The sequence below is a fragment of the Serratia sp. PF-27 genome (genome assembly GCF_030053255.1).
Lineage (GTDB): Bacteria > Pseudomonadota > Gammaproteobacteria > Enterobacterales > Enterobacteriaceae > Serratia > Serratia bockelmannii.
The window spans coordinates 273989-295544 of record NZ_JASGBT010000022.1 but is presented as its reverse complement, the minus strand read 5'-3'; the positions used below and the strand labels follow the sequence as shown (position 1 = coordinate 295544).

The following is a 21556-nucleotide window of genomic DNA, read 5'->3' as shown; positions in this document are numbered from 1 at the left end:
CTCCTTTGCGCCGCCTGACGTTATGATGACGACGCCGGAGGCTCCGGCCACCGGTTAACGCCGTTAAAAAAACAGACAAGCACGGAGCACCATGAAATTCTCTTTCTCACACGGGTCACGGCTGGGCATGCTTTGCATCATGCTGGTGCTGGCGGGTTGCGCCGGCAAGAAACAGCGCGTCAGCTACGATCGCCACGCCTTCGATAGCGCCATCAAAGACGCCGCCAGCGAATACGGCGTGGACGCCAAGCTGATCACCGCCATGATCCAGGTGGAGTCCGGCTTCAACCCTTCCGCAGTGAGCAGATCCAATGCGATCGGCCTGATGCAGCTGAAAGCCGATACCGCCGGCTGCGATGCCTACCGCTACAAAGGCAAACGCGGCTGCCCGGACGACGATGACCTGCGGGATCCCGACACCAATATCGATCTCGGCGCCGCCTATCTGGCCACCTTGCAAAAACAACAGCTTAAAGGGATCGCCAATCCCGTCACGCTGCGCTACGCCACCATCATCGCCTACGTCAACGGCACCGGCGCGCTGCTGCGCACCTTCTCCAGTAACCGCCAGCAGGCGATCGCGATGATCAACAACCTGTCGCCAGAAGCCTTTAACTGGCACGTGCGCAAATACCATCCCGCACCGCAGGCGCCGCGCCATTTGATGAAAGTGGAAGCCGCTTACGAACGGTTGTAATTAGCTAAAGTAAAAAGGAGAACCCCCGGGTTCTCCTTTTTGTTTGCGCACGCGGCGTGGTCGTTACGGCTTGGCCTTGCGAATCGGCTTGCGCGGCGGCCGGTTGGACGGCGTGCGCTGCCGATTAATATCGGTATGTTTGGTCAGCGCCGGCCGGGTGTGGCGCTGCAGCCGTTTCGCCTCGCGCTGCTCGTCGATGCTCGGCGCCGGCACCAGACACTCGCGGCGGCTGCCGATCAGGTGCTTCAGCCCCATCTCTTCCAGCGCGGTGCGGATCAGCGCCCAGTTGGCCGGATCGTGGTAACGCAGCAGCGCCTTATGCAGGCGACGCTGGCGCTCGCCGCGCGGCACCACCACGTCTTCGCTCTTGTACCCCACCTTGCTCAGCGGGTTTTTGCCGCTGTAATACATGGTGGTGGAGTTGGCCATCGGCGAAGGATAGAAGTTCTGCACCTGATCGAGGCGGAAACGGTTCTTCTTCAGCCACAGCGCCAGGTTCACCATGTCTTCATCGCGGGTGCCCGGGTGCGACGAGATGAAGTACGGGATCAGGTACTGCTCTTTGCCCGCCTGCTTCGAATAGTGATCAAACAGCTGTTTGAAGCGATCGTAGCTGCCCATGCCCGGTTTCATCATTTTCGACAGCGGGCCTTCTTCGGTGTGCTCCGGCGCGATCTTCAGGTAGCCGCCGACGTGGTGGGTCGCCAGTTCCTTGATATAGCGCGGATCTTCCACCGCCAGATCGTAACGTACCCCAGAGGCGATCAGGATCTTCTTGATGCCCTCCAGCGAACGCGCGCGGCGGTAAAGCTTGATGGTCGGCTCGTGGTTAGTGTCCATATAAGTGCAGATCTCCGGATACACGCACGAGGCGCGGCGGCAGGTCTGCTCGGCGCGCGGGTTAGTGCAGCGCAGCATGTACATGTTGGCGGTCGGGCCGCCCAGATCGGAGATCACGCCGGTAAAGCCCGGCACCTTGTCGCGGATCTCTTCGATTTCGCGAACGATCGAATCTTCCGAACGGCTCTGGATGATGCGCCCTTCATGCTCGGTGATCGAACAGAACGAACAGCCGCCGTAGCAACCGCGCATGATGTTCACCGAGAAACGGATCATGTCATAGGCCGGAATGCGATCCTGGCCATAGGACGGGTGCGGCACACGCTGATAAGGCAGGGCAAAGACGCTGTCCATCTCCGGCGTGGTCAGCGGGATCGCCGGCGGGTTGATCCACACGTAGCGGTCACCGTGTTTCTGCATCAGCGCGCGGGCGCAGCCTGGGTTGGTTTCATGGTGCAAAATGCGCGAGGTGTGCGCATACAGCACCTTGTCGCCCTTCACTTTCTCAAAGGACGGCAGCAGCACGTAGGTCTTCTCCCACGGCTTCGGCTTGGCGGCGCGCACCGTGACAGGCTTGGCTTCCGGCTCTTTCGGTTTGGCGCCGTCGGCGCACGGCAGATCCTCGCCGTACGGGTTCGGGATAGGTTCGATGCGGCCCGGCTTGTCGAGGCGGGTGGAATCCACGCCGCTCCAGCCCGGCAGCGCTTCTTTGCGCATCACCGCGGTATTGCGAATATCGTGGATATCGCCGATCTTCTCGCCGGCGGCCAGACGGTGCGCCACTTCTACCAGCGGACGTTCGCCGTTTCCGTAGATCAGCATGTCGGCTTTGGAATCCACCAGCACCGAACGGCGCACGGTATCCGACCAATAATCGTAGTGGGCGATGCGGCGCAGACTGGCTTCGATGCCGCCCAACACGATCGGCACGTCTTTATAGGCTTCTTTGCAGCGCTGGCTGTAGACCAGGGTGGCGCGATCGGGGCGTTTGCCGCCGACGTTGCCGGCGGTGTAAGCGTCGTCGTGGCGCAGTTTGCGATCGGCGGTATAGCGGTTGATCATCGAGTCCATGTTGCCGGCGGTGATGCCGAAGAACAGGTTCGGTTTCCCCAACCGCATGAAGTCTTCTTTGTTGCTCCAGTCCGGCTGCGCGATGATGCCGACGCGGAAGCCCTGCGCTTCCAGCATACGGCCGATGATCGCCATGCCGAAGCTCGGGTGGTCGACATAGGCGTCGCCGCTGATGATGATCACGTCGCAGCTGTCCCAGCCCAGTTGATCCATCTCGGCTCGCGACATCGGTAAAAACGGCGCGGTGCCATAACATTCCGCCCAATAAGGCTTATAGGAAAACAGTTCACGATCGGGTTGGATCAGGCTGGTGGTGCTCATTCTGCCGCTCTTTTTACAGGTTAATTAATCGCCGGGCGGCGATTATACGCACTAGTGACAAAAAGAGCATGGTTATTTCGCTAACCATTCACCTCGAATTCATAAACATCGCTGCGGCACAAGATATCACTGTACTCCAATGCCTCGCCCCGGGCGTTGCGGCTGGTCTGGATGATGTGCAACAACGGCGCGCCGCACGGTACGTTGAGCAGTTCGGCAACCTCGTCGCTGCAGGATACCGCCTTCAACAGAAAGTGTTTATCTTCAGGCACGATGCCGCGCGATTGCCATAGCGCATACAGCGAATGTTCCAGCTGCCCCGGTTCTGGCAGGAAGCGCGGCGGTATATAGGTAGTTTCCAGCGAGACCGGGCTGCCGTTCAGCAAGCGCAACCGCCGCAGTTTAATCACCTCGTCTCCCTCCGCCAGCCCCAGCGCCGCCGCGGCCTTGGCCGGCGCGCCGACCCGGGTGCGCAGCAGCCATCGATTGCTGACGCGGCTGCCGTGGCGCAGCGCCTGAGCGGTGAAACCGCTGTCCTTATCGAGGGAATAACCAATGTGCATCGCCACGCGGGTACCAACGCCCTGCTGCCGCGAAATCAGCCCCTTCTCCTCCAGCAGCTTCATCGCCTTGCTGACGGTGACGCGCGACAGCGCCAGGCCTTCCGCCATCTGCCGTTCCGGCGGCAAAAACGCCTCCGCCGCCAACACCTGCTGCCTGATTGCAGTTTCTATCGCCGTCGCCAGCTGAATATAACGCGGCGCTACCGCCCCCTGCGCCAGATGGCCACGCAGCCAGGCCATAAAATCCGTCATTCGCCCGCCCTCCTGCTTATGCCATTTGTCTGAATTTCATTTTTATCCTATCGCCTGTCCAGCGATAAGCCCCTCACCTTAACTAAAATATCGCTAATGTTTTCAGAGTGGCATCACAATTTTTGCCTAATGGACTTTCATTGGATCTAGATCGCGCGTAATCTGTGCTTATTGATGTTGATACATCAATAGCACCAACACCAGGGACCCACTTTAAAAACAATAAAAAACCCGCTGCCAGCCCTAAAGGATACCCTTGATGGCCGGCAGCGGGCATATACTGCCAGCACAAACGGCCGATAATAAGCAACGGAGCTAATGGATAGCTTGCTCACGGCTCATAGCCGCGTCACAGGATCCTATCGCGTGAGCGAACCGGACTGATGTCGGCAAATAGAAACGTACCCGCTTCGCCAACCCCCGCTGCAGACCCACTCTTTGGCTACACTCATTGGCGCCGTGCGGCCGACGTGCCTCACCCGATAAGGCGGATACCGCCCTCATTTTGACAGACCTGGCGGTCTCAGCCGCTACACACTGCGCGGAATCGGCGTCGTCCCCCAACAACGGGATAGCCGGCCTCAACCGCGCCAACGGAATCGATTTTCAGTCAACTGCGGCGGCCCTCGCGGCCCTGCGCAACAGGGATCATTTGCTATGACCGATATCAATCGCAATGAAGCATGGAAGGTAGAAAGCACCGGTATCGACCGGGTGCCGGACGCGGAGCAGACCGGCAAGCCCATCGAGCTGTTTTGGATCTGGTCGGCGGCCAATATCGGCATCCTCGGCGTGGTGTACGGCGCCATCATCGTCGGCTTCGGCTTATCCTTTCTGCAATCGGTACTCGCCGCGCTGGTCGGCGTCGCCAGCTTCGTGCTGGTCGGCCTCACCAGCTTCGCCGGCAAGCGCGGGCGCACCTCTACGCTGACGCTGTCGCGAGTGATTTTCGGGCTGAAGGGCAACGTGGCGCCCACCCTGTTCAGTTGGATCAATCTGATGGGCTGGGAAGCGGTCAACGTGATCACCGGCACCCTGACGCTGGCGGCGCTGTTCGAGGCCTTCGGACTGGGGAGCAGTCACCTGCTGACCGCGCTCAGCCTGCTGCTGTTCGGCGGGCTCACTGTCGTCGTCAGCCTGCTGGGGCAAAATACCGTGGTCTGGATGCAAAGCTGGTTCAGCCGCATCTTCGGCACCATGACGCTGATCGTGGTGCTCTATATCCTGTTCAACACCGAGTGGAGCCAGGTGTTGGCGCTGCCTTCCGGCAGTTGGTTGACCGGCTTCCTGCCGGCGGTATCGGTGATCGCCGCCGGCACCGGCATCAGTTGGGCGATCGCCGGCGCCGATTACAGCCGCTATCAAAGCCCGAGCTCGTCGAGCAAAGGCATTTTCGCCGCGGTGATGGGCGGTGCCTGTTTGCCGCTAATGCTGCTGATGCTGGCCGGTATTCTGCTTTCCGTGCAGCTGCCCGATCTGGCCAGCGCCGCCAACCCCATCGCGCTGATTGGCTCGGTGCTGCCCGCCTGGATGGCGATCCCTTATCTGCTAGCCGCCACCGCCGGCATCGTCACCATCGCGGTGCTCAGCCTGTATTCCGCCAGCCTTAATCTGCTGACCATCGGCGTGCAGGTCAAACAGTGGTTGGCGGTATCGATCGACGCGGTCGTGGTGCTGGGCATCGCCCTGTATGTGCTGTTCATCTCCGGCGACTTTATGGGGCCGTTCATCTCCTTCCTGGTGTTCTGCGGGGTGTTCCTGGCGGCCTGGGAGGCGATTTTCCTGCTCGATTACCTGTGCCTGCGCCGTCGCCACGGGTATGATGGCAACGCTTTGTACGGCCTGCATGGCCAGAACCGCGGCGTGCGCAAAGCCCCGCTGTTTTGCTGGTTCCTCGGCGCCCTGTGCGGCCTGCTGGTCACTAAAACTGGTTTTATCGACGGCCCGCTGGCCAAAGGCTTGTTTGCCGATTCCAGCCTGGGGCTGTTTGTGTCGTTTGCGGTGAGTCTGATCGCTTACGGTCTGTACCTGACCCAACGCAGAGAACATCAATGAGTGAGTGGGAAGCTGTAACACCTGTCCTGGTGATTGGGGGCGCGGTCGGCGATCTGGTGATGACGCTGCCCCGCCTGCCGACCAGCGGCGAAGATATCGAAGCCCAGCCGCAGGCGCGGCAAATCGGCGGTTGCGCGTTCAACGTGGCGCGCGCGCTGACGCGCCTTGAAGTGCCGGTGATTAACGGCATGCCGGTTGGCAACGGCGAATGGGGCGCGGCTGTCGAAGCCGCCATGGGCGAACTGGGGCTGGAGGTGCTGTTGCGCCACGGCCAGATGGACAACGGCTGGTGCCTGGCGCTGGTGGAGCCGAACGGCGAACGCACCTTCATCACGGTTTCCGGTTGCGAAAGCCAATGGAATAAAGCGCAGCTGGCCACGCTGCCGCTGACGGAACACACCCTGATCTACGCCAGCGGCTACGAGCTGGCGGGCGAAAACGGCGAAGCGCTGCGCGAGTGGCTGACGCGCATGCCGTTCGACCAACCGCGTCTGATCGATCCCGGCCCGCGCATCGCCCAGCTCAGCGAAGATTTCTTCGCCATGCTCAGCGACAGCCACACCCTGCTGACGCTCAACCGCGACGAAGTGGCCGCGCTGTGCGGCGCAGGCGACGCCGTGGAGGCCGCGCAACGCTATGCCGCCGCCCGTAACCTGACGCTGATCTGCCGCCTGGATCGCGACGGCGCGTGGATCTGCGACGGCCGCACACCGCCGCTGCACGTTCTCGCCTATCCGGTGGACGTGGTCGATACCATCGGTGCGGGCGATGCCCACTGCGCCGGTTTGCTGGCGGGGCTGTCCGCCGGCTGGCCGCTGCCGCGGGCGGTCGATCTGGCCAACCGGGTCGCCGCCTGCGTGGTGGCCAGCCTCGGCGCCGCCAATCCGCCGGACCGGCATCACCTGCAACAACGCTTCCCGCAGGCCTGACGTTTCAAGGCGCCGTCACTCGGCGCCTTCTGCCTTAGTGCGCCGCCGCCGCGCTCTCCTGCGGCGAGTGGCGATAGTTGAAGCTCAACGCGAACACAATCCCCAGTACCAGTGTATACAGCGCAAACACCAGCCAGATGCTCTGCCAGTCTTTCACGCCGTCTTGGCTGAAGAAGTCCACCACTTCGCCGCTGGCGAGCGCCCCTACATAGGCGCCCAGGCCGTTGACCATGGTCATGAACAGCCCCTGCGCACTGGCGCGGATGCGGTGGTCGGCCTCTTTCTCAACGAAGATGGCGCCGGAGATATTAAAGAAGTCGAAGGCGCAGCCGTAGACGATCATCGACAACAGCAGCAGCACGAAACCAAAGCCGACCGGCGTGCCGTAAGCCAGAAACAGGAAACGCAGTGTCCAGGCCGCCATGCTGATCAGCATCACCTGCTTGATGCCGTAACGGCGCAGGAAGAAGGGAATGGTGAGGATAAAGAACACTTCGGAGATCTGCGACAGCGACAGCAGCACCGCCGGATACCGGACGCTGAGGCTGTCCTGATACAGCGGGTTGAGCGACAGATCGTGCAGGAACGGGTTGCCGAAGGTATTGGTTATCTGCAGCGCCGCGCCAAGCAACATGGCGAACAGGAAAAACAGCGCCATGCGCCGCTGGCGAAACAGCACCAGCGCATCCAGCCCCAGCACGCTCACCCAGCTCTTCGACTCGGCCGCGCGGTTGGTCGGGCAGCGCGGCAGCGTCAGCGAATAGGCGGACAGCAGCAGCGACGCCGCAGAAGCCAGGTACAGCTGCAGATTGCTGAGCTCAATTTGGCTAAAGCCGACCAGCCACATCGCCAGAATGAACCCCACCGTGCCGTACACCCGCACCGGCGGAAAGTCCCTCACCGTGTCAAAGCCGTGCTTTTCGAGGCAAAAATAGGAAATGGCGTTGGAGAGCGCGATGGTCGGCATATAAACCATGGCGTTGAACAGCATCACCCAGAACATCAGCATCGGTTGCTCGACCTGCGCCGCGCAGTACAGCGCCAGCGCCCCGAACAGGTGGCAAAGCGCATACAGGTAGTTGGCCTTCATCCATCGATCGGCGATGATGCCCGCCAGCCCCGGCATGATCAGCGCGGCGATACCCTTGGCGCTGTAAACCATTCCCACCTGCATACCGCTGAAATGCAGCGTGTTGATCATGTAGGAGCCCAGCGTCACCAGCCAGGCGCCCCAAATAAAGAACTGCAGGAAAATCATGACTTTTAATCGTGTTTTTATCGCCATCGCCATCACCTTGTTATTATGTTTTCAACGATGATTGGTGCAGCAGGCCCCCTGCAGCCCGCCGCCGGTTTGCTTGCGGTCTTACAGCGTTTTGAACAGCTCGCGGATAAGGCGCATGAAATCGTCCGCCGCCAGCGCCGCGCAGCTGAGCGTTTGTTCATGGGAGAGCGGCGTGTCCGACAACCCTTCGGCGTAGTTGGTCATCGCGGACACCACCAACACCTTGAGACCGCAGTGGCGCGCCGCCAGGACTTCCGGCACGATCGACATGCCCACCACGTCGCAGCCCAGGGTCTGCATCATGCGGATCTCCGCCGGCGTTTCGAAATTCGGCCCGGTGTAGGCGGCGAATACCCCTTCCGCCAGCGGGATGCCCGCGCTTTCGGCCACCGCCGCCAATTGGGCGCGCAGATCGCGATCGTAGGCGTTCGCCAGGCTGAAGAAACGCGGTCCGAAGCGCTCGTCGTTGGCGCCGACCAGCGGCGACTCCGGCATGAAGTTGATGTGATCGGTAATGGCCACCAGGCTGCCCGGCGCCACCGAGCGGCGCAGAGAACCGGCGGCGTTGGTCGCCAGCAGGAATTCGCAGCCCAGCAGTTTGAAGGTGCGCACCGCGGTGGTCATCACCTGCATGCCGCGCCCTTCATAGAAATGACCGCGCCCTTTCATGCACAATACCGGCACTCCCTCCAGCTTGCCGGCGACCAGTTGCCCGGCGTGGCCGGCGACGCCGCTCACCGGGAAACCCGGCAGCTCCGCGTAGTCGAGGGTGACGGTTTCGGTCATCACCTCCGCCAAAGCGCCGAGCCCGGAGCCGAGAATCAAGGCCGCTTTCGGCTGGAAGCCCGGCAAACGGGTGCGGACGACATCGGCGCAGGTAAAAGCATCTTCTTGATTAAACATCGTATTCTCTCTTTCAGCGGGGGATAATAATCCCCATAGTAGAGAGCGAGGCGCGGCCGAGACCAATACATTCTTGGCGGCCGATTTATTCCATTTACCTATAAGTTGAGCTGCGTCACAGGAGGCGTTACCCCGGATGAACCCGCCCCAAGCCCTGCCCGATCCCGGCCGGATTAACTTCCGCCTGCTGCACTATTTCCGCGTGGTGGCGGAAGAGATGAACTTCACCCAAGCGGCGCGACGGCTGAATATGTCACAGCCGCCGCTCAGCAAGCACATCAAGGATCTGGAAAGCCAACTCGGGGTGGTGCTGTTCAAACGCACCACCCGCTCCATGACGCTGACGCCGGCCGGCCGCACGCTGCTGCGCAACGTCGAGCGACTGCTGGATCAGGCCGACAGCGCGCTGCATCAGGTGCAACAGATGGGGCGTGGCGAAGGCGGCCATATGGTGGTCGGTATGGTCGGCACCTCGGCCTGGGGCGGGCTGATCGCGGCGCTGCGGCGATTCAGCGAGCGGAGCGCCGGCGTCACCTGGTCGTTGAACGAGCTGACGCCCAGCCAGCAAATCATCGCGCTGCAAAAGCGGCATATCGACATCGGGGTCTGGCGAGAGGCACAGCAACAGACGCTGCCGGGGTTGACCTGCCAACGGTTGGCAAGCGAAAGCATCGCCGTGGTGCTGCCGCTTGATCATCCGCTGGCGCAGCAGGAAAACATTCCGCTGGCGGCGCTGCAGAACGATAGCTTCATCGTGCTGCCGCCGCATGAGGCCAGCCTGGGGCTGTATCTGCACAATCTGTGCCTGCAGCAGGGATTTTTGCCGGACGTCGCTTATCAGGTTAACGAGCCGCAAACCCTGCTGGCGCTGGTGGCGGAAGGCTGCGGCATTACGCTGCTGCCGGACAGCTACGGCCGCATTCCGTGGCCCGGCGTACGCTTTTGCTCGCTGCAACAGGCGCCGCCGGCGGATCTGTACGCGGTTTACCGCGCAGACAGCGTCACGCCGGTGGTGCAGGCCTTCCTGGAGATGCTGCGGGCGCCCTAAGCGGCCCGCAGAGCGGGTTACATTGTCGGCTGCACCATCAGCTGGCCGGCGGTGCCGCGATCGGCCATCTCCAGCGTCTGGCTGTAATACAGGAACGGGAAGTGTTCGGAGGTAGGTTGGTTGAAATACACCAACAGCTCGACGTCGCCATCGACCCAGACGGTGTCCTTCCAGCCGCGATCTTCCGCCATCGGCTGCGCGCCGTTGACGCGTTTGATCAGGAACTGCACGCCCTGAATATGGAACGACTGCGGCGTATCCGCATGAATGTTCCAACGTTCCCAGGTGCCTTGCTGTGCCTGTACGTCGATGCGGTTCATGTCCCAAATCGCGCCGTTGATGCCGGCGCCGCCGTCGCCCAGGCGGAAATCGCGGGTGCGGCTGGCGCTGCCGTCCAACAGCTGATCCGCCAGCAGGCGCATCGGCAGGTTGTCGGTCACCAGCGGCAGCAGGCCGGTCGGGCGCAGCGTCAGCACCTGGGTGGACACCAGAATGCTCGACGGCTCGAACAGGCCGCGCAGGCGATCCATGATGCCCGCCGCTTCACCGGCGGTGATGGTCACCTCCTCGCCCTTCGACATGTCGATCAGCACTTCCCGGCGTTCGCCCGGCGCCAGCGAAAGCTGTTGCACCGCGACCGGCGCAGGCAAGAAGCCCTGATCGCTGGCGATCACGTTGAACGGCCGCCCGTCGCTGAGCTGCAGGGTATAACGCCGCGCGTTGGAGGCATTTAGAAGGCGCAAACGCACCCAGCCGCGCGATACGTCGACATACGGGTTTTGCACGCCGTTAACCAACAGCGTATCGCCGACGAAGCCGCCCTGCGACGGCGCGTCGTATTGTGGCGTGCCGAAGTTATCGAAGCGTTTGTCTTGAATGATCAACGGGAAATCGTCGACGCCATAGTGGTTGGGCAGCGGCAGCGCTTTGCTGACGGCATCCTCCACCAGCCACAGCCCGGCCAACCCGTTGTAAACGTGCGGCGCCATACGGTTTGGGGTGTTGGCGTGGTACCAGCAGGTAGCCGCCGCCTGACGGATGGGCAGCACCGGCGACCAGTCAACGTTGGGCGACATCATGCGCGGCGCGCCGCCCATCAGGGTGCCCGGCACCTGCAGACCGCTGATGGTCATCGCCACCGGCTCCTGCAGACGGTTGCTGTAAATCAGTTTGACGTCGTCACCGCTGTAAACCCGCACCGTCGGCCCCAGGTACATGCCGTTGATGCCCCACACCGCCGCTTTGCGGTTATCCATAAACGCCCAGTGGGCGCGCTGCAAGGTCAGGAACAGCGGCTGACCGCGGCGAGACTCCAGCAGCGGAGGAATGGGTAACGGGATCTGCGTTCCGCTCGCTTCAGCCCTCAGCGGCACGGCGCCCGCGCACAGCGCCAGGCCCGATGCCTGTAAAAACTGACGTCGACTGAGTGACATATCTTCTCCATGAAAAGCAATAACTAAACCGTGTGCAAAACCCAAACGCCCGCCAATCAAGATTAGCAGGCGTTCAGGCGTTAACGGCGCTGAACGCCAATTAAAACCTTATTCTTTGAAGCCGGTAGACTCTTATTTTTTGGCGGCGTTGCGCTGGGCGACTTCAGCGTCCAATTCGGCGATTTTCGCCTCCATCAGCTCGCGGCAATGGGCCGCCAGCTCGCGCACGTTTTCTTTGCCGTATTTGCTGGTATCCACCGGCGCCAACATCTCGACGATCACATGCCCGTTATTCCAGCGATTAAGATTTATATTACCGCTGGTGGTGGATACACAGATCGGTACAATCGGCACGCCGGCGGCGATGGCCGCGTGGAACGCGCCGGTTTTAAACGGCATCAGCCCACGGCCACGGCTGCGGGTTCCTTCCGGGAACATCCAGATAGAAATGTCTTTCTTCTTGAACTGCTCCGCCACCTGGGCGATGGTGCCGTGCGCCTTGGCGCGATTATCACGATCTATCAGCAGATTACCGGTCAGCCAATACAGCGGGCCGAAAAACGGGATCCATACCAGACTTTTTTTACCGACGGTCACGGTGCGCGGCTGCACAATATTAGAAGCCGTCACCATGTCGTAGTTATTTTGGTGGTTGGCGATATAGATGCACTTGCCGTTGTTGGCCGCATCGGCCGGCACGCGGGTTTCAACCTTGATGCCGAACAGCGTCGACAGGCGGCCGAAAAGATGGCCGAAGGTCGCCACATGGCGGGGGTTGCGCGGGCTGAACAAGCAATAAATAGAACCGAAAATACACACCAGAATACAGAAGAGAGTGGCGAGAACGGCACGCAAAATCAATAACATAACAACCTCATTAGCACACTGCCAACGCAGTTTACTTCGCTGCGCAGATTCCTTTACTCATTATTTGCCGGCCGGGCGATAAGCACGCCCATGTCGCCCGCATTTCTCGCTATTTTCCTGCCAGGCGGCAGTACGCACAATAATTTTATGCGCAGAAATGTTAACTATTTGGAAAATAAACGCCAGCAAAAATAAATAAGGCGGCCACAGCATGCTGCGACCGCCCGTTAACGCTAGCGCCAACGCTTACTCTTCGCTGTCGCCACCCGACGCCCGCACCGGCGCATCCACTTCGACGCGATCGATGCGCTGCAGGCCACGCGGCAGCTGGGTACCCTTGCGGCCGCGCTCCGCGCGGAACTTCTGCAGATCTTCCGGGCGCAGCGTCAGCTTGCGTTTGCCAACGTGCAACGTGACGGACGCCTGCGGCGGCAGCACGAACAGCCAGGCCAGCTTGTCTTCACCGGCTGCGGCCTGCGCCGCCGGAATGGAGACGATCTTATTGCCCTTGCCCTTCGACAGCTGCGGCAGATCGGCGACCGGGAACATCAGCATGCGCCCGGCGGCGGTGATCGACAGCAGCATATCGTCTGCGCCGTGAATTTCCATCGGCGGCAGCGCTCTGGCGTTGTCCGGCAGCGTGATCATCACCTTGCCGGCGCGGTTGCGCGCCACCAGATCGTTGAAGGTACAGACGAAGCCGTAACCGGCGTCGGACGCCATCAGCAGCTTCTGATCGTCGGCCGCCATCAGCACCTGCTCAATGGTGGCGCCCGGCGGCGGTGTCAGCTTGCCGGTCAACGGCTCGCCCTGCCCGCGTGCCGACGGCAGCGTCATCGGATCGAGCGCATAGCTGCGCCCGGTAGAATCGATGAACACCACCGGCTGGTTGCTCTTGCCGCGTGCCGCACCACGGAAACTGTCGCCGGCCTTGTAGCTCAACCCGGCAGGATCGATATCGTGGCCCTTGGCGCTGCGCACCCAGCCCATTTCCGACAGCACAATGGTCACCGGCTCGGACGGCACGAAGTCATGCTCGCTCATCGCCTTGGCTTCCGCACGCTCGGTCAGCGGTGAACGGCGATCGTCGCCATAGGTTTGCGCATCGGCCTGGATCTCTTTCTTGATCAGCGTATTCAGCTTGCGCTCGGACGCCAGCAGCGCCTGCAGCTGATCGCGCTCTTTCGCCAACTCATCCTGCTCACCGCGGATCTTGACCTCTTCCAGTTTGGCCAGGTGACGCAGTTTCAGCTCGAGGATCGCTTCCGCCTGGGTATCGGAGATGCCGAAACGCTGCATCAGCACCGGCTTCGGCTCATCCTCGCTGCGGATGATGTGGATCACCTCGTCGATGTTGAGGAACGCCACCAGCAAACCTTCGAGGATATGCAGACGCTTGAGCACTTTCTCGAGGCGGTAGTTCAGGCGGCGGCGCACCGTATCGCGACGGTAGGCCAGCCATTCGGTGAGGATCTCCACCAGCCCTTTCACCTGCGGGCGGTTGTCCAGACCGATCATGTTCATGTTGATGCGGTAGCTGCGTTCCAGATCGGTGGTAGCGAACAGGTGATTCATCACCTGCTCCAGATCGATGCGGTTGGAACGCGGCACGATCACCAGACGCGTCGGGTTTTCGTGGTCGGATTCATCGCGCAGATCCTCGACCATCGGCAGCTTCTTGGCGCGCATCTGGCTGGCGATCTGCTCCAGCACCTTGGCGCCGGAAACCTGATGCGGCAAGGCGGTGATCACCGCGCTGCCATCCTCTTTCTTCCACACGGCGCGCATGCGCACCGAGCCGCGGCCACTCTGGTAAATTTTGCGAATCTCATCGCGCGGAGTGATGATCTCGGCTTCGGTCGGGAAGTCCGGCCCCTGCACGAACTCGAGCAGATCATCGAGCGAGGCGCCCGGTTTGTCGAGCAGCGCCACCGCCGCGGCGGCGACTTCACGCACGTTGTGCGGCGGAATGTCGGTCGCCATGCCGACCGCGATGCCGGTGGTGCCGTTCAGCAGGATGTTTGGCAGACGCGCCGGCAGCATCTTCGGCTCTTGCAGCGTGCCGTCAAAGTTCGGGATCCAGTCGACCGTGCCCTGGCCCAGTTCGGCCAGCAAGACTTCGGCGTATTTGGACAGGCGCGATTCGGTATAACGCATCGCCGCGAACGACTTGGGATCGTCCGGCGCCCCCCAGTTCCCCTGGCCGTCCACCAGCGGATAGCGATACGAGAACGGCTGCGCCATCAGCACCATGGCTTCATAACACGCGCTGTCACCGTGCGGGTGATATTTACCCAGCACGTCGCCCACGGTACGGGCGGATTTCTTGAATTTGGCGCTGTTGTTCAGCCCCAGCTCAGACATGGCGTAGATGATACGGCGTTGTACCGGCTTCAAACCGTCGCCAATGTACGGCAACGCCCGATCCATGATGACGTACATGGAATAGTTCAGATAGGCGTTTTCAGTGAATGTGTGCAGCGGTAAACGCTCTACACCGTCATGAGTCAGATCACTCATTACTCAATTATCCTCAGACCGTGGCTTGGCAATCCCTTGGACGACAAAAGGCATCGCTTGTCGATTCTGCCCGCGATAGTAACCCATCTGCGGGGTAGCTGTCACAGTTGGCGCAAGGATCGCCGGCGACGGCCAATTCCGCGATGCGGTTTATGCAAAATTTCGCTACCTGGCGGCTTCTTTATTGACTGGCAGTCAACACTGTTGTGCGCCGGATCGCATTTTTACTTGCCTGACTAACGATTACACTCGTCACCAGCGAGATGGTTTCCGCCTTTTCGGCGGGAAGCATGCCATATCTTAACTCTGACGGGAGCCGCGAAAGATGAGCAATATCCTGATTATCAACGCTAAAAAACAATTCGGCCATTCCAACGGCGAACTCAACCAAACCCTGAGCGACGTGGCGGAAAGCTTCCTGCGCGATCTGCAGCACGATGTGCAGGTCACCGTGGTCGACGACGGCTATGACATCGAAGCCGAAGTACAGAAATACCTGTGGGCCGACGCGGTCATCTATCAGATGCCGGGCTGGTGGATGGGCGAACCCTGGATCCTGAAAAAATACATCGATGAAGTGTTCACCGCCGGCCACGGTAGCCTGTATGCCAACGACGGCCGCTCTCGTTCTGACGAAAGCAAAAAATATGGCTCCGGCGGCCTGATCCAGGGCAAAAAATACCTGCTGAGCCTGACCTGGAACGCCCCGCTGGAGGCCTTCACCGATCCCGATCAGTTCTTCCACGGCGTCGGCGTCGACGGCGTTTACCTGCACTTCCACAAGGCCAACCAGTTCCTGGGGATGGAGGCGCTACCGACCTTTATCTGCAATGACGTGATAAAACAACCGGATATCGAAGCGGACATCGCACATTATCGCGAGCATCTGGCGAAAATTTTTGCTTAACTGACGCAGAACATACTCATCAACGAGGTAAGCATGATCACCGTAATCGCAGAAATCAAAGTGAAGCCCGGCCACCGCGCCACCGTACTGCAAGCCATTGAAAAACTGGTGCCGCTGGTACTGGCGGAAGACGGCTGCGGCGAATATACGCCGATGGTCGACAGCAATACCCAGGCGCCGTGGCAGAAGCGGTCGCCGGATTCGGTGTTCATGCTGGAGAAATGGGAAAGCATGGCGCATCTGGAAAAACACCTGGCCATTGAGCACATGCTCAAACACCGCGACACCCTCAAGGACAGCGTGCTGGACACCGAGATCTACATCCTGGAAAACGCCCTGTAATCCGTGTCTTATAACGTCTGCGCGTCGATGTGCGCGCTGACGTAGTCCAGAAAACAGGTGATACGCGCCGCCAATTGCGTATTGCGGTAATACACCGCATTGATTGGCTGGCGCACGTCCAGCGTCTCCTGCTCCAGCAACGTCACCAACTTGCCGGCTTCCCGATCGCGCCGGGTCATAAAGTCTGCCAGCTGTACGATCCCCTCGCCCCGCAGCGCCAATTGCCGCAGCGTTTCACCGCTGGACGCCGAGATCGTTGGCGTGATGGTGAAATGCGGCGCCTGGCGATAGCGCAACGGCCACTGGTTCAGTGATTCCGGCTGGGTAAAACCGAGCAGACAATGCCGATGCAACGCCTCCACGCTCTGCGGCGTGCCGTGCTGCTGCAGATAAGCCGGGCTGGCGAGGATGCGCAACCGGCTGGCGCCCAGCGCGCGCGCATGAATGGTCGAATCACGCAACGCACCGATGCGAATGGCAATATCCGTGCGTTTTTCCAGTAGATCGATAACCAGGTTGTCAGTATTCAGCTCGAGCGAAATTTGCGGATAACGTTCCCTGAACCCCGCTACCAGCGGCACGATGACGTGCTCCATAAAAGGCGCAGCCGCGTTTATCCGCAGTCGCCCGGCCGGCATCTGCCGGCGCACCGCCATTTGTTCTTCGGCATTTTCCACCGAGTTGATGATCGTACGCGCATGGCTCAGGAAGCTCTGCCCTTCTTCGGTCAGCTCTAACCGGCGCGTAGTGCGGCGCATCAGGGTGGTATCGAGCTTATTCTCCAGGCGGCTGAGCGCACGGCTGATGCCGGAGGTCGTCTGGCCGAGCCGATCGGCGGCGGAGGTGATAGAGCCGCTGTCGACCACCGAGGTGAACGCCAGCAATTCTTCGAGCGTGATCTTCATGCATTCCGGCCCTGGTTATCGGGCGCCGCATGAACGCCCTGCGGGAAAGCAGGCCCGGCGTTCACCGGGCCAGGGTCAGGCTCAGACCGCCAATTCGGCCATGTCGCCCTTGTCTTGCAGCCAGTTCCGGCGATCTTCCGAACGCTTCTTGGCCAACAGCATGTCCATCACCGCCAGCGTCTGATCGACGTCATCCTCTGCCACCGTCAGTTGCACCAGACGGCGGGTATTCGGATCGAGGGTGGTTTCGCGCAGCTGCAGCGGGTTCATCTCACCCAGCCCTTTAAAGCGTTGGACGTTCGGCTTGCCCTTCTTGCGCTTCAGCTGTTCCAGCACGCCGGCTTTCTCTTCTTCATCCAGCGCGTAGAACACCTCTTTACCGAGATCGATACGGTACAGCGGCGGCATGGCGACATAAACGTGGCCGCCTTTCACCAGCGAACGGAAGTGGCGCACGAACAGCGCGCACAGCAGCGTGGCGATATGCAGGCCGTCGGAGTCCGCATCCGCCAGGATGCAGATTTTGCCGTAGCGCAGCTGGCTGAGATCTTCGCTGTCCGGATCGATGCCGATCGCCACGGAAATGTCGTGCACTTCCTGCGAGGCCAGCACTTCATCCGAGGAGACTTCCCAGGTATTCAGGATCTTGCCCTTCAGCGGCATGATCGCCTGATATTCGCGATCGCGCGCCTGCTTGGCCGATCCGCCCGCCGAGTCCCCTTCCACCAGGAACAGTTCGGTCATGGCCAGATCCTGCGAGGTACAGTCCGCCAGCTTGCCCGGCAGCGCCGGCCCGCTGGTCAGCTTCTTGCGCACCACTTTCTTGGCGGCGCGCAGACGGCGCTGGGCGCTGGAAATCGCCAGCTCGGCCAGCTGTTCCGCCGCCTGAACGTTCTGGTTCAGCCACAGGCTGAAGGCGTCTTTCACCACGCCGGAAACGAAGGCCGCGCACTGACGCGAAGAGAGACGTTCTTTGGTCTGCCCGGCGAACTGCGGATCCTGCATCTTCACCGACAACACGTAGGCGCAGCGATCCCAGATATCCTCCGCCGACAGCTTCACGCCGCGCGGCAGGATGTTGCGGAATTCGCAGAACTCGCGCATCGCGTCCAACAGCCCCTGACGCAGGCCGTTGACGTGGGTGCCGCCCTGCATGGTCGGGATCAGGTTGACGTAGCTTTCGGTCAGCAGCTCACCGCCTTCCGGCAGCCACAGCAGCGCCCAGTCGACCGCTTCGGTGTCACCGGCGAAATTGCCGACGAACGGCGCTTCCGGCAAGGTGATCAGGCCATTAACCGCTTCCATCAGGTAGTCGGTCAGGCCGTCCTGGTAGCACCAACGCTGCTCGGTGTTGTTCACCTTGTCGATGAAATAGATCTCGACGCCGGGGCACAGCACCGCTTTGGCTTTCAGCAGGTGAGTCAGGCGCGATACCGAGAAACGCGGGCTGTCGAAGAACTGTTCGTCCGGCCAGAAGTGCACGCTGGTGCCGGTGTTGCGTTTGCCGCAGGTGCCAGTCACCGTCAGGTCTTGCACTTTGTCACCGTTTTCGAAGGCGATGCCGTAGACGTTGCCGTCGCGGCGCACGTTGACTTCCACCCGCTTCGACAGGGCGTTGACCACCGAGATCCCAACGCCGTGCAGGCCGCCGGAGAACTGGTAGTTTTTATTCGAGAATTTACCGCCGGCGTGCAGCCGGCACAGGATCAACTCAACCGCCGGCACGCCCTCTTCCGGGTGGATGTCCACCGGCATGCCGCGGCCGTCGTCGATCACTTCCAGCGACTGATCGGCGTGCAGGATCACGTCGATACGTTTGGCGTGACCAGCCAACGCTTCGTCGACGCTGTTATCGATCACCTCTTGGCCGAGGTGGTTTGGGCGCGTCGTGTCGGTATACATGCCGGGACGACGGCGCACTGGTTCTAGACCGCTGAGTACTTCAATGGCATCAGCGTTATAGCTGGATTGAGTCATCGTTGATTATTTTTTCGTGGTTAAAGGGAGGTGCCGGAACGGTCCGTCAGACCGCGTTTAGCCCTAAAAAATCCACAATCTGGGGGAAGTAGTGCTCGAAACCGACGAAGGCGTGGTTTCCACCCGACTCCACCGTTTGCCGACACGCGGTGTAATACGCCACTGCCTGGCCGTAATCGAGAATTTCATCGCCCGTTTGCTGCAGCAGCCAGATTAAATCCGGCGACTCCAAGGGATCGATCTGCATCACTTTCAGATCGTAAACGTGCCGAGACTCTAACACATATTGCTGGCCGGTGTAGGGGTTCTCGTTGGCGCCGAGATAGTCCACCAGTAGCTCAAACGGCTTGACCGCCGGGTTGACCACCACCGCCGGCAGGGAAAAACACTGCGACAGCCAGGTGGCATAATAGCCGCCCAGCGATGAGCCGACCAGCCCGAGCGTTTGCCCGGCGCGTTCCAGCACCATATTTTCCAGCATCTCGGCGGCCTCCGCCGGAAAGGCCGGCAGCTGCGGCACCAGCATCTCGATGTCGGGATGGTGCTCGGCCAGCCAGGCCTTGAAGGCCACCGCCTTGGCCGACTGCGGCGAACTATTGAAACCGTGCAGGTAGAGCAGCGTCGAAGGCATCAGTATCCATCCGAGTCCATATCGGGGCGGAAATCGTCGTTTTCCAGGCGGAACACCTGCGTCTCGACGCGGCCGTCCGGCAGCAGATCGAGGTAACGCCAGCCGGGGGAGACGTCGTCGATGGTAAAGTTAGTGCAGTGCGGCTTGAATTGCACGCAGGTGGACGGCGTCGCCAACAGGCGCCGGCCCTGCCATTCCAGATCCAGATCCTGATGAATGTGCCCGCACACTACGGTATTCACTTTCGGATAACGCAGCAGGATCGCGCCCAGCATATGCGGGTTGCGCAGGCTGTGCTGATCGAGCCAGGTGCAACCGGACGGCAGCGGATGATGGTGCAGCAGCAACAGCGTATAGCGCTCGGGGTGAGCCTGCAGGCAGCGCTCCATCCACTCGAGCTGATACTCGCTCAATTCGCCGTGCGGCACGCCGAACACCTGGCTGTCCAGCATCAGCACCTGCCAGTCGTCGCCCAGCAACACCTGTTTGGAAGGGGCAATGCCGGCGGCGGCCAACGCGTCGACCATCGCCGGTTGGAAATCGTGGTTACCCGGCAGCCACACGCAGGGGGCCGGCAATTGCGCGATGCCGGCGGCGAAGTGGCGGTACGCCTCTTGCGAATGATCCTGCGCCAAATCTCCCGTGGCGACGATCAAATCAACGTCGCGGCGCTGCGCCTGGATGGCGTCCAGCACCGCGTGATAGCTGCGATAGGTATTGATGCCGAGCAACGTCTCGTGTTCGCCGGCAAAAAGGTGGGTATCTGTTATTTGTAGAATCCTGACCGCGGCCCCACTCGCCACGGGCAGTTTAAACAGGCTTTCCAAATGGTGTCCTTTGTTATTTCAGTCTGTCTAACAAACCGGAACCGCCATCGCTCCATGCGCCAAACAGTAGCGCAGCCAATCAGCAAGAAACTGGTTAATTTGATGCTTTTCGTCGCGTTGATGCAACTTTTTATTAGGATAATCATAACGCGCTTTAAAGCGGTAGATCTGCTGACTGGAACACACTTCCGCAACCATGGCGTCATGGTACAACCGCACCGTCATCGCGGGCAGGCTCCAGTAGCTGACCGCCGGAAAGATCTGCTCGATCTCCACCAGCGACGTGTAACGCGTGGACTCAACGATGGTCAAACGATAGCCGGCGCCGTTCACCTGATAAGTCACCGTTTCGCCCGCTTCATCGTTGCGCGGCAGCAAGCGGCGCAATTGCGCGAAGTTGGTTTCGCACAATCTCATCATTTCGGGGAAATCAGGGGTATAGCGCTGTTTCATTAGTTGGCCCACTCTTTTCTCAACGATTCATGGTGCAACGCCAGCCATTGCAATGCAATCACTGATGCGGCGTTATCGATCGCGCCCTCCTCTACCCAGCGGTAAGCCTGCTCGCGGCTGACCACGTGGACGCGGATATCTTCATGCTCTTCCGCCAGACCGTGGATGCCCTCGGCGGTGCGGGCGTCCACTTCGCCGACCATGATCGACAAACGTTCGCTGGTACCGCCGGGGCTGGCCAGGTAGCTCAGCACCGGCTTACAGCGCCCGACCACCACGCCGGCCTCTTCCTGCGCTTCGCGGCGGCACACGTCTTCGACGCTTTCGCCGGTTTCGATCATACCCGCCACCATTTCCAGCAGCCAGGGCGAATTACGGGTATCGACCGCGGCGATGCGCAGTTGTTCAATCAGCACCACTTCATCGCGCACCGGATCATAGGGCAGCAGCACCGCCGCATGGCCGCGCTCGAAAATTTCACGCGTGATTTCAGGGCTCATTTCGCCATTGAACAACCGATGGCGAAACCGGTATAAATTGAGTGAAAAAAAACCACGGTACAGCGTCTCGCGTGCAATAATTTCTACATCTTTTTTATCGAAAGTAACGGGCGACGGCTGCGAACGGTTCATGCGCGAATTCTCCTGCTTGAGTATGCCGATAAAATAAACGGTTTTGATGACAGAAACAGCGGGACTCTCCGCCGCGGCTTTATGTTAGGCTGTTTCTC

The 21556-nt window shown here is 60.6% G+C and carries 19 protein-coding genes; 6 read left to right on the top strand and 13 right to left on the bottom strand.

What is annotated here, in order from left to right; genetic code table 11:
- Nucleotides 1-91 precede the first annotated feature (91 nt).
- Complete coding sequence (locus tag QMZ29_RS20865) at nt 92-697, top strand: transglycosylase SLT domain-containing protein (protein ID WP_025304291.1); 606 nt, start codon at nt 92-94, stop codon at nt 695-697.
- Nucleotides 698-760: 63 nt separating this feature from the next.
- Here the strand turns inward: QMZ29_RS20865 and QMZ29_RS20860 are convergent, their stop codons facing one another.
- The gene (locus QMZ29_RS20860) at nt 761-2929 is read right to left on the bottom strand and encodes a YgiQ family radical SAM protein (protein WP_025304292.1); all 2169 of its coding nucleotides are present in this window, start codon (nt 2927-2929) and stop codon (nt 761-763) included.
- Nucleotides 2930-3009: 80 nt separating this feature from the next.
- Nucleotides 3010-3744 (bottom strand): GntR family transcriptional regulator, encoded by a 735-nt coding sequence (locus tag QMZ29_RS20855; protein WP_043142111.1) that lies wholly within the window; start codon nt 3742-3744, stop codon nt 3010-3012.
- 657 nt (nt 3745-4401) lie between these two features.
- On the opposite strand from QMZ29_RS20855, the gene QMZ29_RS20850 reads away from it, so the two are divergent.
- Nucleotides 4402-5799 carry a purine-cytosine permease family protein gene (locus tag QMZ29_RS20850; protein ID WP_147823214.1) on the top strand — a complete coding sequence of 466 codons (1398 nt, stop codon included), beginning with the start codon at nt 4402-4404 and terminating at the stop codon, nt 5797-5799.
- Nucleotides 5796-6728, top strand: a complete 933-nt coding sequence (locus tag QMZ29_RS20845; RefSeq protein ID WP_141998979.1) for a PfkB family carbohydrate kinase — start codon at nt 5796-5798, stop codon at nt 6726-6728. Before QMZ29_RS20850 ends, QMZ29_RS20845 begins: the two co-directional genes overlap by 4 nt.
- Nucleotides 6729-6762: 34 nt before the next feature.
- Here QMZ29_RS20845 and QMZ29_RS20840 read toward each other — a convergent pair whose 3' ends face one another.
- Both QMZ29_RS20840 and xapA read right to left on the bottom strand, forming a co-directional pair.
- Nucleotides 6763-8013, bottom strand: coding sequence for a nucleoside permease (locus QMZ29_RS20840; protein WP_261425141.1), 1251 nt, complete (start codon nt 8011-8013; stop codon nt 6763-6765).
- A gap of 81 nt (nt 8014-8094) precedes the next feature.
- Nucleotides 8095-8916, bottom strand: coding sequence for a xanthosine phosphorylase (xapA, locus tag QMZ29_RS20835; protein WP_049204424.1), 822 nt, complete (start codon nt 8914-8916; stop codon nt 8095-8097).
- Nucleotides 8917-9052: 136 nt separating this feature from the next.
- On the opposite strand from xapA, the gene QMZ29_RS20830 reads away from it, so the two are divergent.
- Entirely contained in the window at nt 9053-9964 is a 912-nt protein-coding gene (locus QMZ29_RS20830; RefSeq protein ID WP_043142098.1) for a LysR family transcriptional regulator, read from the top strand.
- Nucleotides 9965-9981: 17 nt separating this feature from the next.
- On the opposite strand, the gene ftsP is transcribed toward QMZ29_RS20830, so the two are convergent.
- The 3 genes from ftsP to parC form a co-directional block, all read right to left on the bottom strand.
- A complete protein-coding gene (ftsP, locus tag QMZ29_RS20825; protein ID WP_173888582.1) occupies nt 9982-11397 on the bottom strand; it encodes a cell division protein FtsP in 1416 nt (471 codons plus the stop codon).
- Between the two features lie 132 nt (nt 11398-11529).
- Nucleotides 11530-12264, bottom strand: coding sequence for a 1-acylglycerol-3-phosphate O-acyltransferase (locus QMZ29_RS20820; protein WP_025304300.1), 735 nt, complete (start codon nt 12262-12264; stop codon nt 11530-11532).
- Nucleotides 12265-12510: 246 nt separating this feature from the next.
- Nucleotides 12511-14784 (bottom strand): DNA topoisomerase IV subunit A, encoded by a 2274-nt coding sequence (parC, locus tag QMZ29_RS20815; protein WP_025304301.1) that lies wholly within the window; start codon nt 14782-14784, stop codon nt 12511-12513.
- Nucleotides 14785-15109: 325 nt separating this feature from the next.
- On the opposite strand from parC, the gene QMZ29_RS20810 reads away from it, so the two are divergent.
- On the top strand, nt 15110-15691 hold the full coding sequence (locus tag QMZ29_RS20810) for an NAD(P)H-dependent oxidoreductase (RefSeq protein ID WP_261425139.1): 582 nt from the start codon (nt 15110-15112) through the stop codon (nt 15689-15691).
- A 33-nt stretch (nt 15692-15724) separates the two neighbouring features.
- Nucleotides 15725-16033, top strand: coding sequence for a putative quinol monooxygenase (locus QMZ29_RS20805; RefSeq protein ID WP_025304303.1), 309 nt, complete (start codon nt 15725-15727; stop codon nt 16031-16033).
- An 8-nt stretch (nt 16034-16041) separates the two neighbouring features.
- Here QMZ29_RS20805 and QMZ29_RS20800 read toward each other — a convergent pair whose 3' ends face one another.
- From QMZ29_RS20800 to nudF, 6 genes are all read right to left on the bottom strand, one after another.
- Nucleotides 16042-16938: a LysR substrate-binding domain-containing protein gene (locus tag QMZ29_RS20800; protein ID WP_173888580.1), complete on the bottom strand. Its 897-nt coding sequence runs from the start codon at nt 16936-16938 to the stop codon at nt 16042-16044.
- Nucleotides 16939-17019: 81 nt separating this feature from the next.
- Nucleotides 17020-18915: a DNA topoisomerase IV subunit B gene (gene parE, locus QMZ29_RS20795; protein ID WP_025304305.1), complete on the bottom strand. Its 1896-nt coding sequence runs from the start codon at nt 18913-18915 to the stop codon at nt 17020-17022.
- Between the two features lie 46 nt (nt 18916-18961).
- Nucleotides 18962-19546: an esterase YqiA gene (gene yqiA, locus QMZ29_RS20790; protein WP_025304306.1), complete on the bottom strand. Its 585-nt coding sequence runs from the start codon at nt 19544-19546 to the stop codon at nt 18962-18964.
- On the bottom strand, nt 19546-20373 hold the full coding sequence (gene cpdA, locus QMZ29_RS20785; RefSeq protein ID WP_060434581.1) for a 3',5'-cyclic-AMP phosphodiesterase: 828 nt from the start codon (nt 20371-20373) through the stop codon (nt 19546-19548). The genes yqiA and cpdA overlap by 1 nt, the downstream gene beginning before the upstream one ends.
- Before the next feature lie 27 nt (nt 20374-20400).
- Complete coding sequence (locus QMZ29_RS20780; protein WP_004937244.1) at nt 20401-20826, bottom strand: DUF1249 family protein; 426 nt, start codon at nt 20824-20826, stop codon at nt 20401-20403.
- Nucleotides 20826-21458 (bottom strand): ADP-ribose diphosphatase, encoded by a 633-nt coding sequence (gene nudF / locus QMZ29_RS20775; RefSeq protein ID WP_043142088.1) that lies wholly within the window; start codon nt 21456-21458, stop codon nt 20826-20828. Before nudF ends, QMZ29_RS20780 begins: the two co-directional genes overlap by 1 nt.
- Between the last annotated feature and the right edge of the window lie 98 nt (nt 21459-21556).

Excerpts from the sequence above, each read along its gene's own strand:
- xapA (WP_049204424.1), bottom strand. The coding sequence starts at position 8,916 with ATGTTTAATCAAGAAGATGCTTTTACCTGCGCCGATGTCGTCCGCACC.
- QMZ29_RS20820 (WP_025304300.1), bottom strand. The coding sequence starts at position 12,264 with ATGTTATTGATTTTGCGTGCCGTTCTCGCCACTCTCTTCTGTATTCTG.
- QMZ29_RS20855 (WP_043142111.1), bottom strand. The coding sequence starts at position 3,744 with ATGACGGATTTTATGGCCTGGCTGCGTGGCCATCTGGCGCAGGGGGCG.
- parE (WP_025304305.1), bottom strand. The coding sequence starts at position 18,915 with ATGACTCAATCCAGCTATAACGCTGATGCCATTGAAGTACTCAGCGGT.
- QMZ29_RS20865 (WP_025304291.1), top strand. The coding sequence starts at position 92 with ATGAAATTCTCTTTCTCACACGGGTCACGGCTGGGCATGCTTTGCATC.
- QMZ29_RS20810 (WP_261425139.1), top strand. The coding sequence starts at position 15,110 with ATGAGCAATATCCTGATTATCAACGCTAAAAAACAATTCGGCCATTCC.
- ftsP (WP_173888582.1), bottom strand. The coding sequence starts at position 11,397 with ATGTCACTCAGTCGACGTCAGTTTTTACAGGCATCGGGCCTGGCGCTG.
- nudF (WP_043142088.1), bottom strand. The coding sequence starts at position 21,458 with ATGAACCGTTCGCAGCCGTCGCCCGTTACTTTCGATAAAAAAGATGTA.
- QMZ29_RS20840 (WP_261425141.1), bottom strand. The coding sequence starts at position 8,013 with ATGGCGATAAAAACACGATTAAAAGTCATGATTTTCCTGCAGTTCTTT.
- yqiA (WP_025304306.1), bottom strand. The coding sequence starts at position 19,546 with ATGCCTTCGACGCTGCTCTACCTGCACGGTTTCAATAGTTCGCCGCAG.
- QMZ29_RS20800 (WP_173888580.1), bottom strand. The coding sequence starts at position 16,938 with ATGAAGATCACGCTCGAAGAATTGCTGGCGTTCACCTCGGTGGTCGAC.
- parC (WP_025304301.1), bottom strand. The coding sequence starts at position 14,784 with ATGAGTGATCTGACTCATGACGGTGTAGAGCGTTTACCGCTGCACACA.
- QMZ29_RS20805 (WP_025304303.1), top strand. The coding sequence starts at position 15,725 with ATGATCACCGTAATCGCAGAAATCAAAGTGAAGCCCGGCCACCGCGCC.
- QMZ29_RS20830 (WP_043142098.1), top strand. The coding sequence starts at position 9,053 with ATGAACCCGCCCCAAGCCCTGCCCGATCCCGGCCGGATTAACTTCCGC.
- QMZ29_RS20845 (WP_141998979.1), top strand. The coding sequence starts at position 5,796 with ATGAGTGAGTGGGAAGCTGTAACACCTGTCCTGGTGATTGGGGGCGCG.
- QMZ29_RS20780 (WP_004937244.1), bottom strand. The coding sequence starts at position 20,826 with ATGAAACAGCGCTATACCCCTGATTTCCCCGAAATGATGAGATTGTGC.
- QMZ29_RS20850 (WP_147823214.1), top strand. The coding sequence starts at position 4,402 with ATGACCGATATCAATCGCAATGAAGCATGGAAGGTAGAAAGCACCGGT.
- QMZ29_RS20860 (WP_025304292.1), bottom strand. The coding sequence starts at position 2,929 with ATGAGCACCACCAGCCTGATCCAACCCGATCGTGAACTGTTTTCCTAT.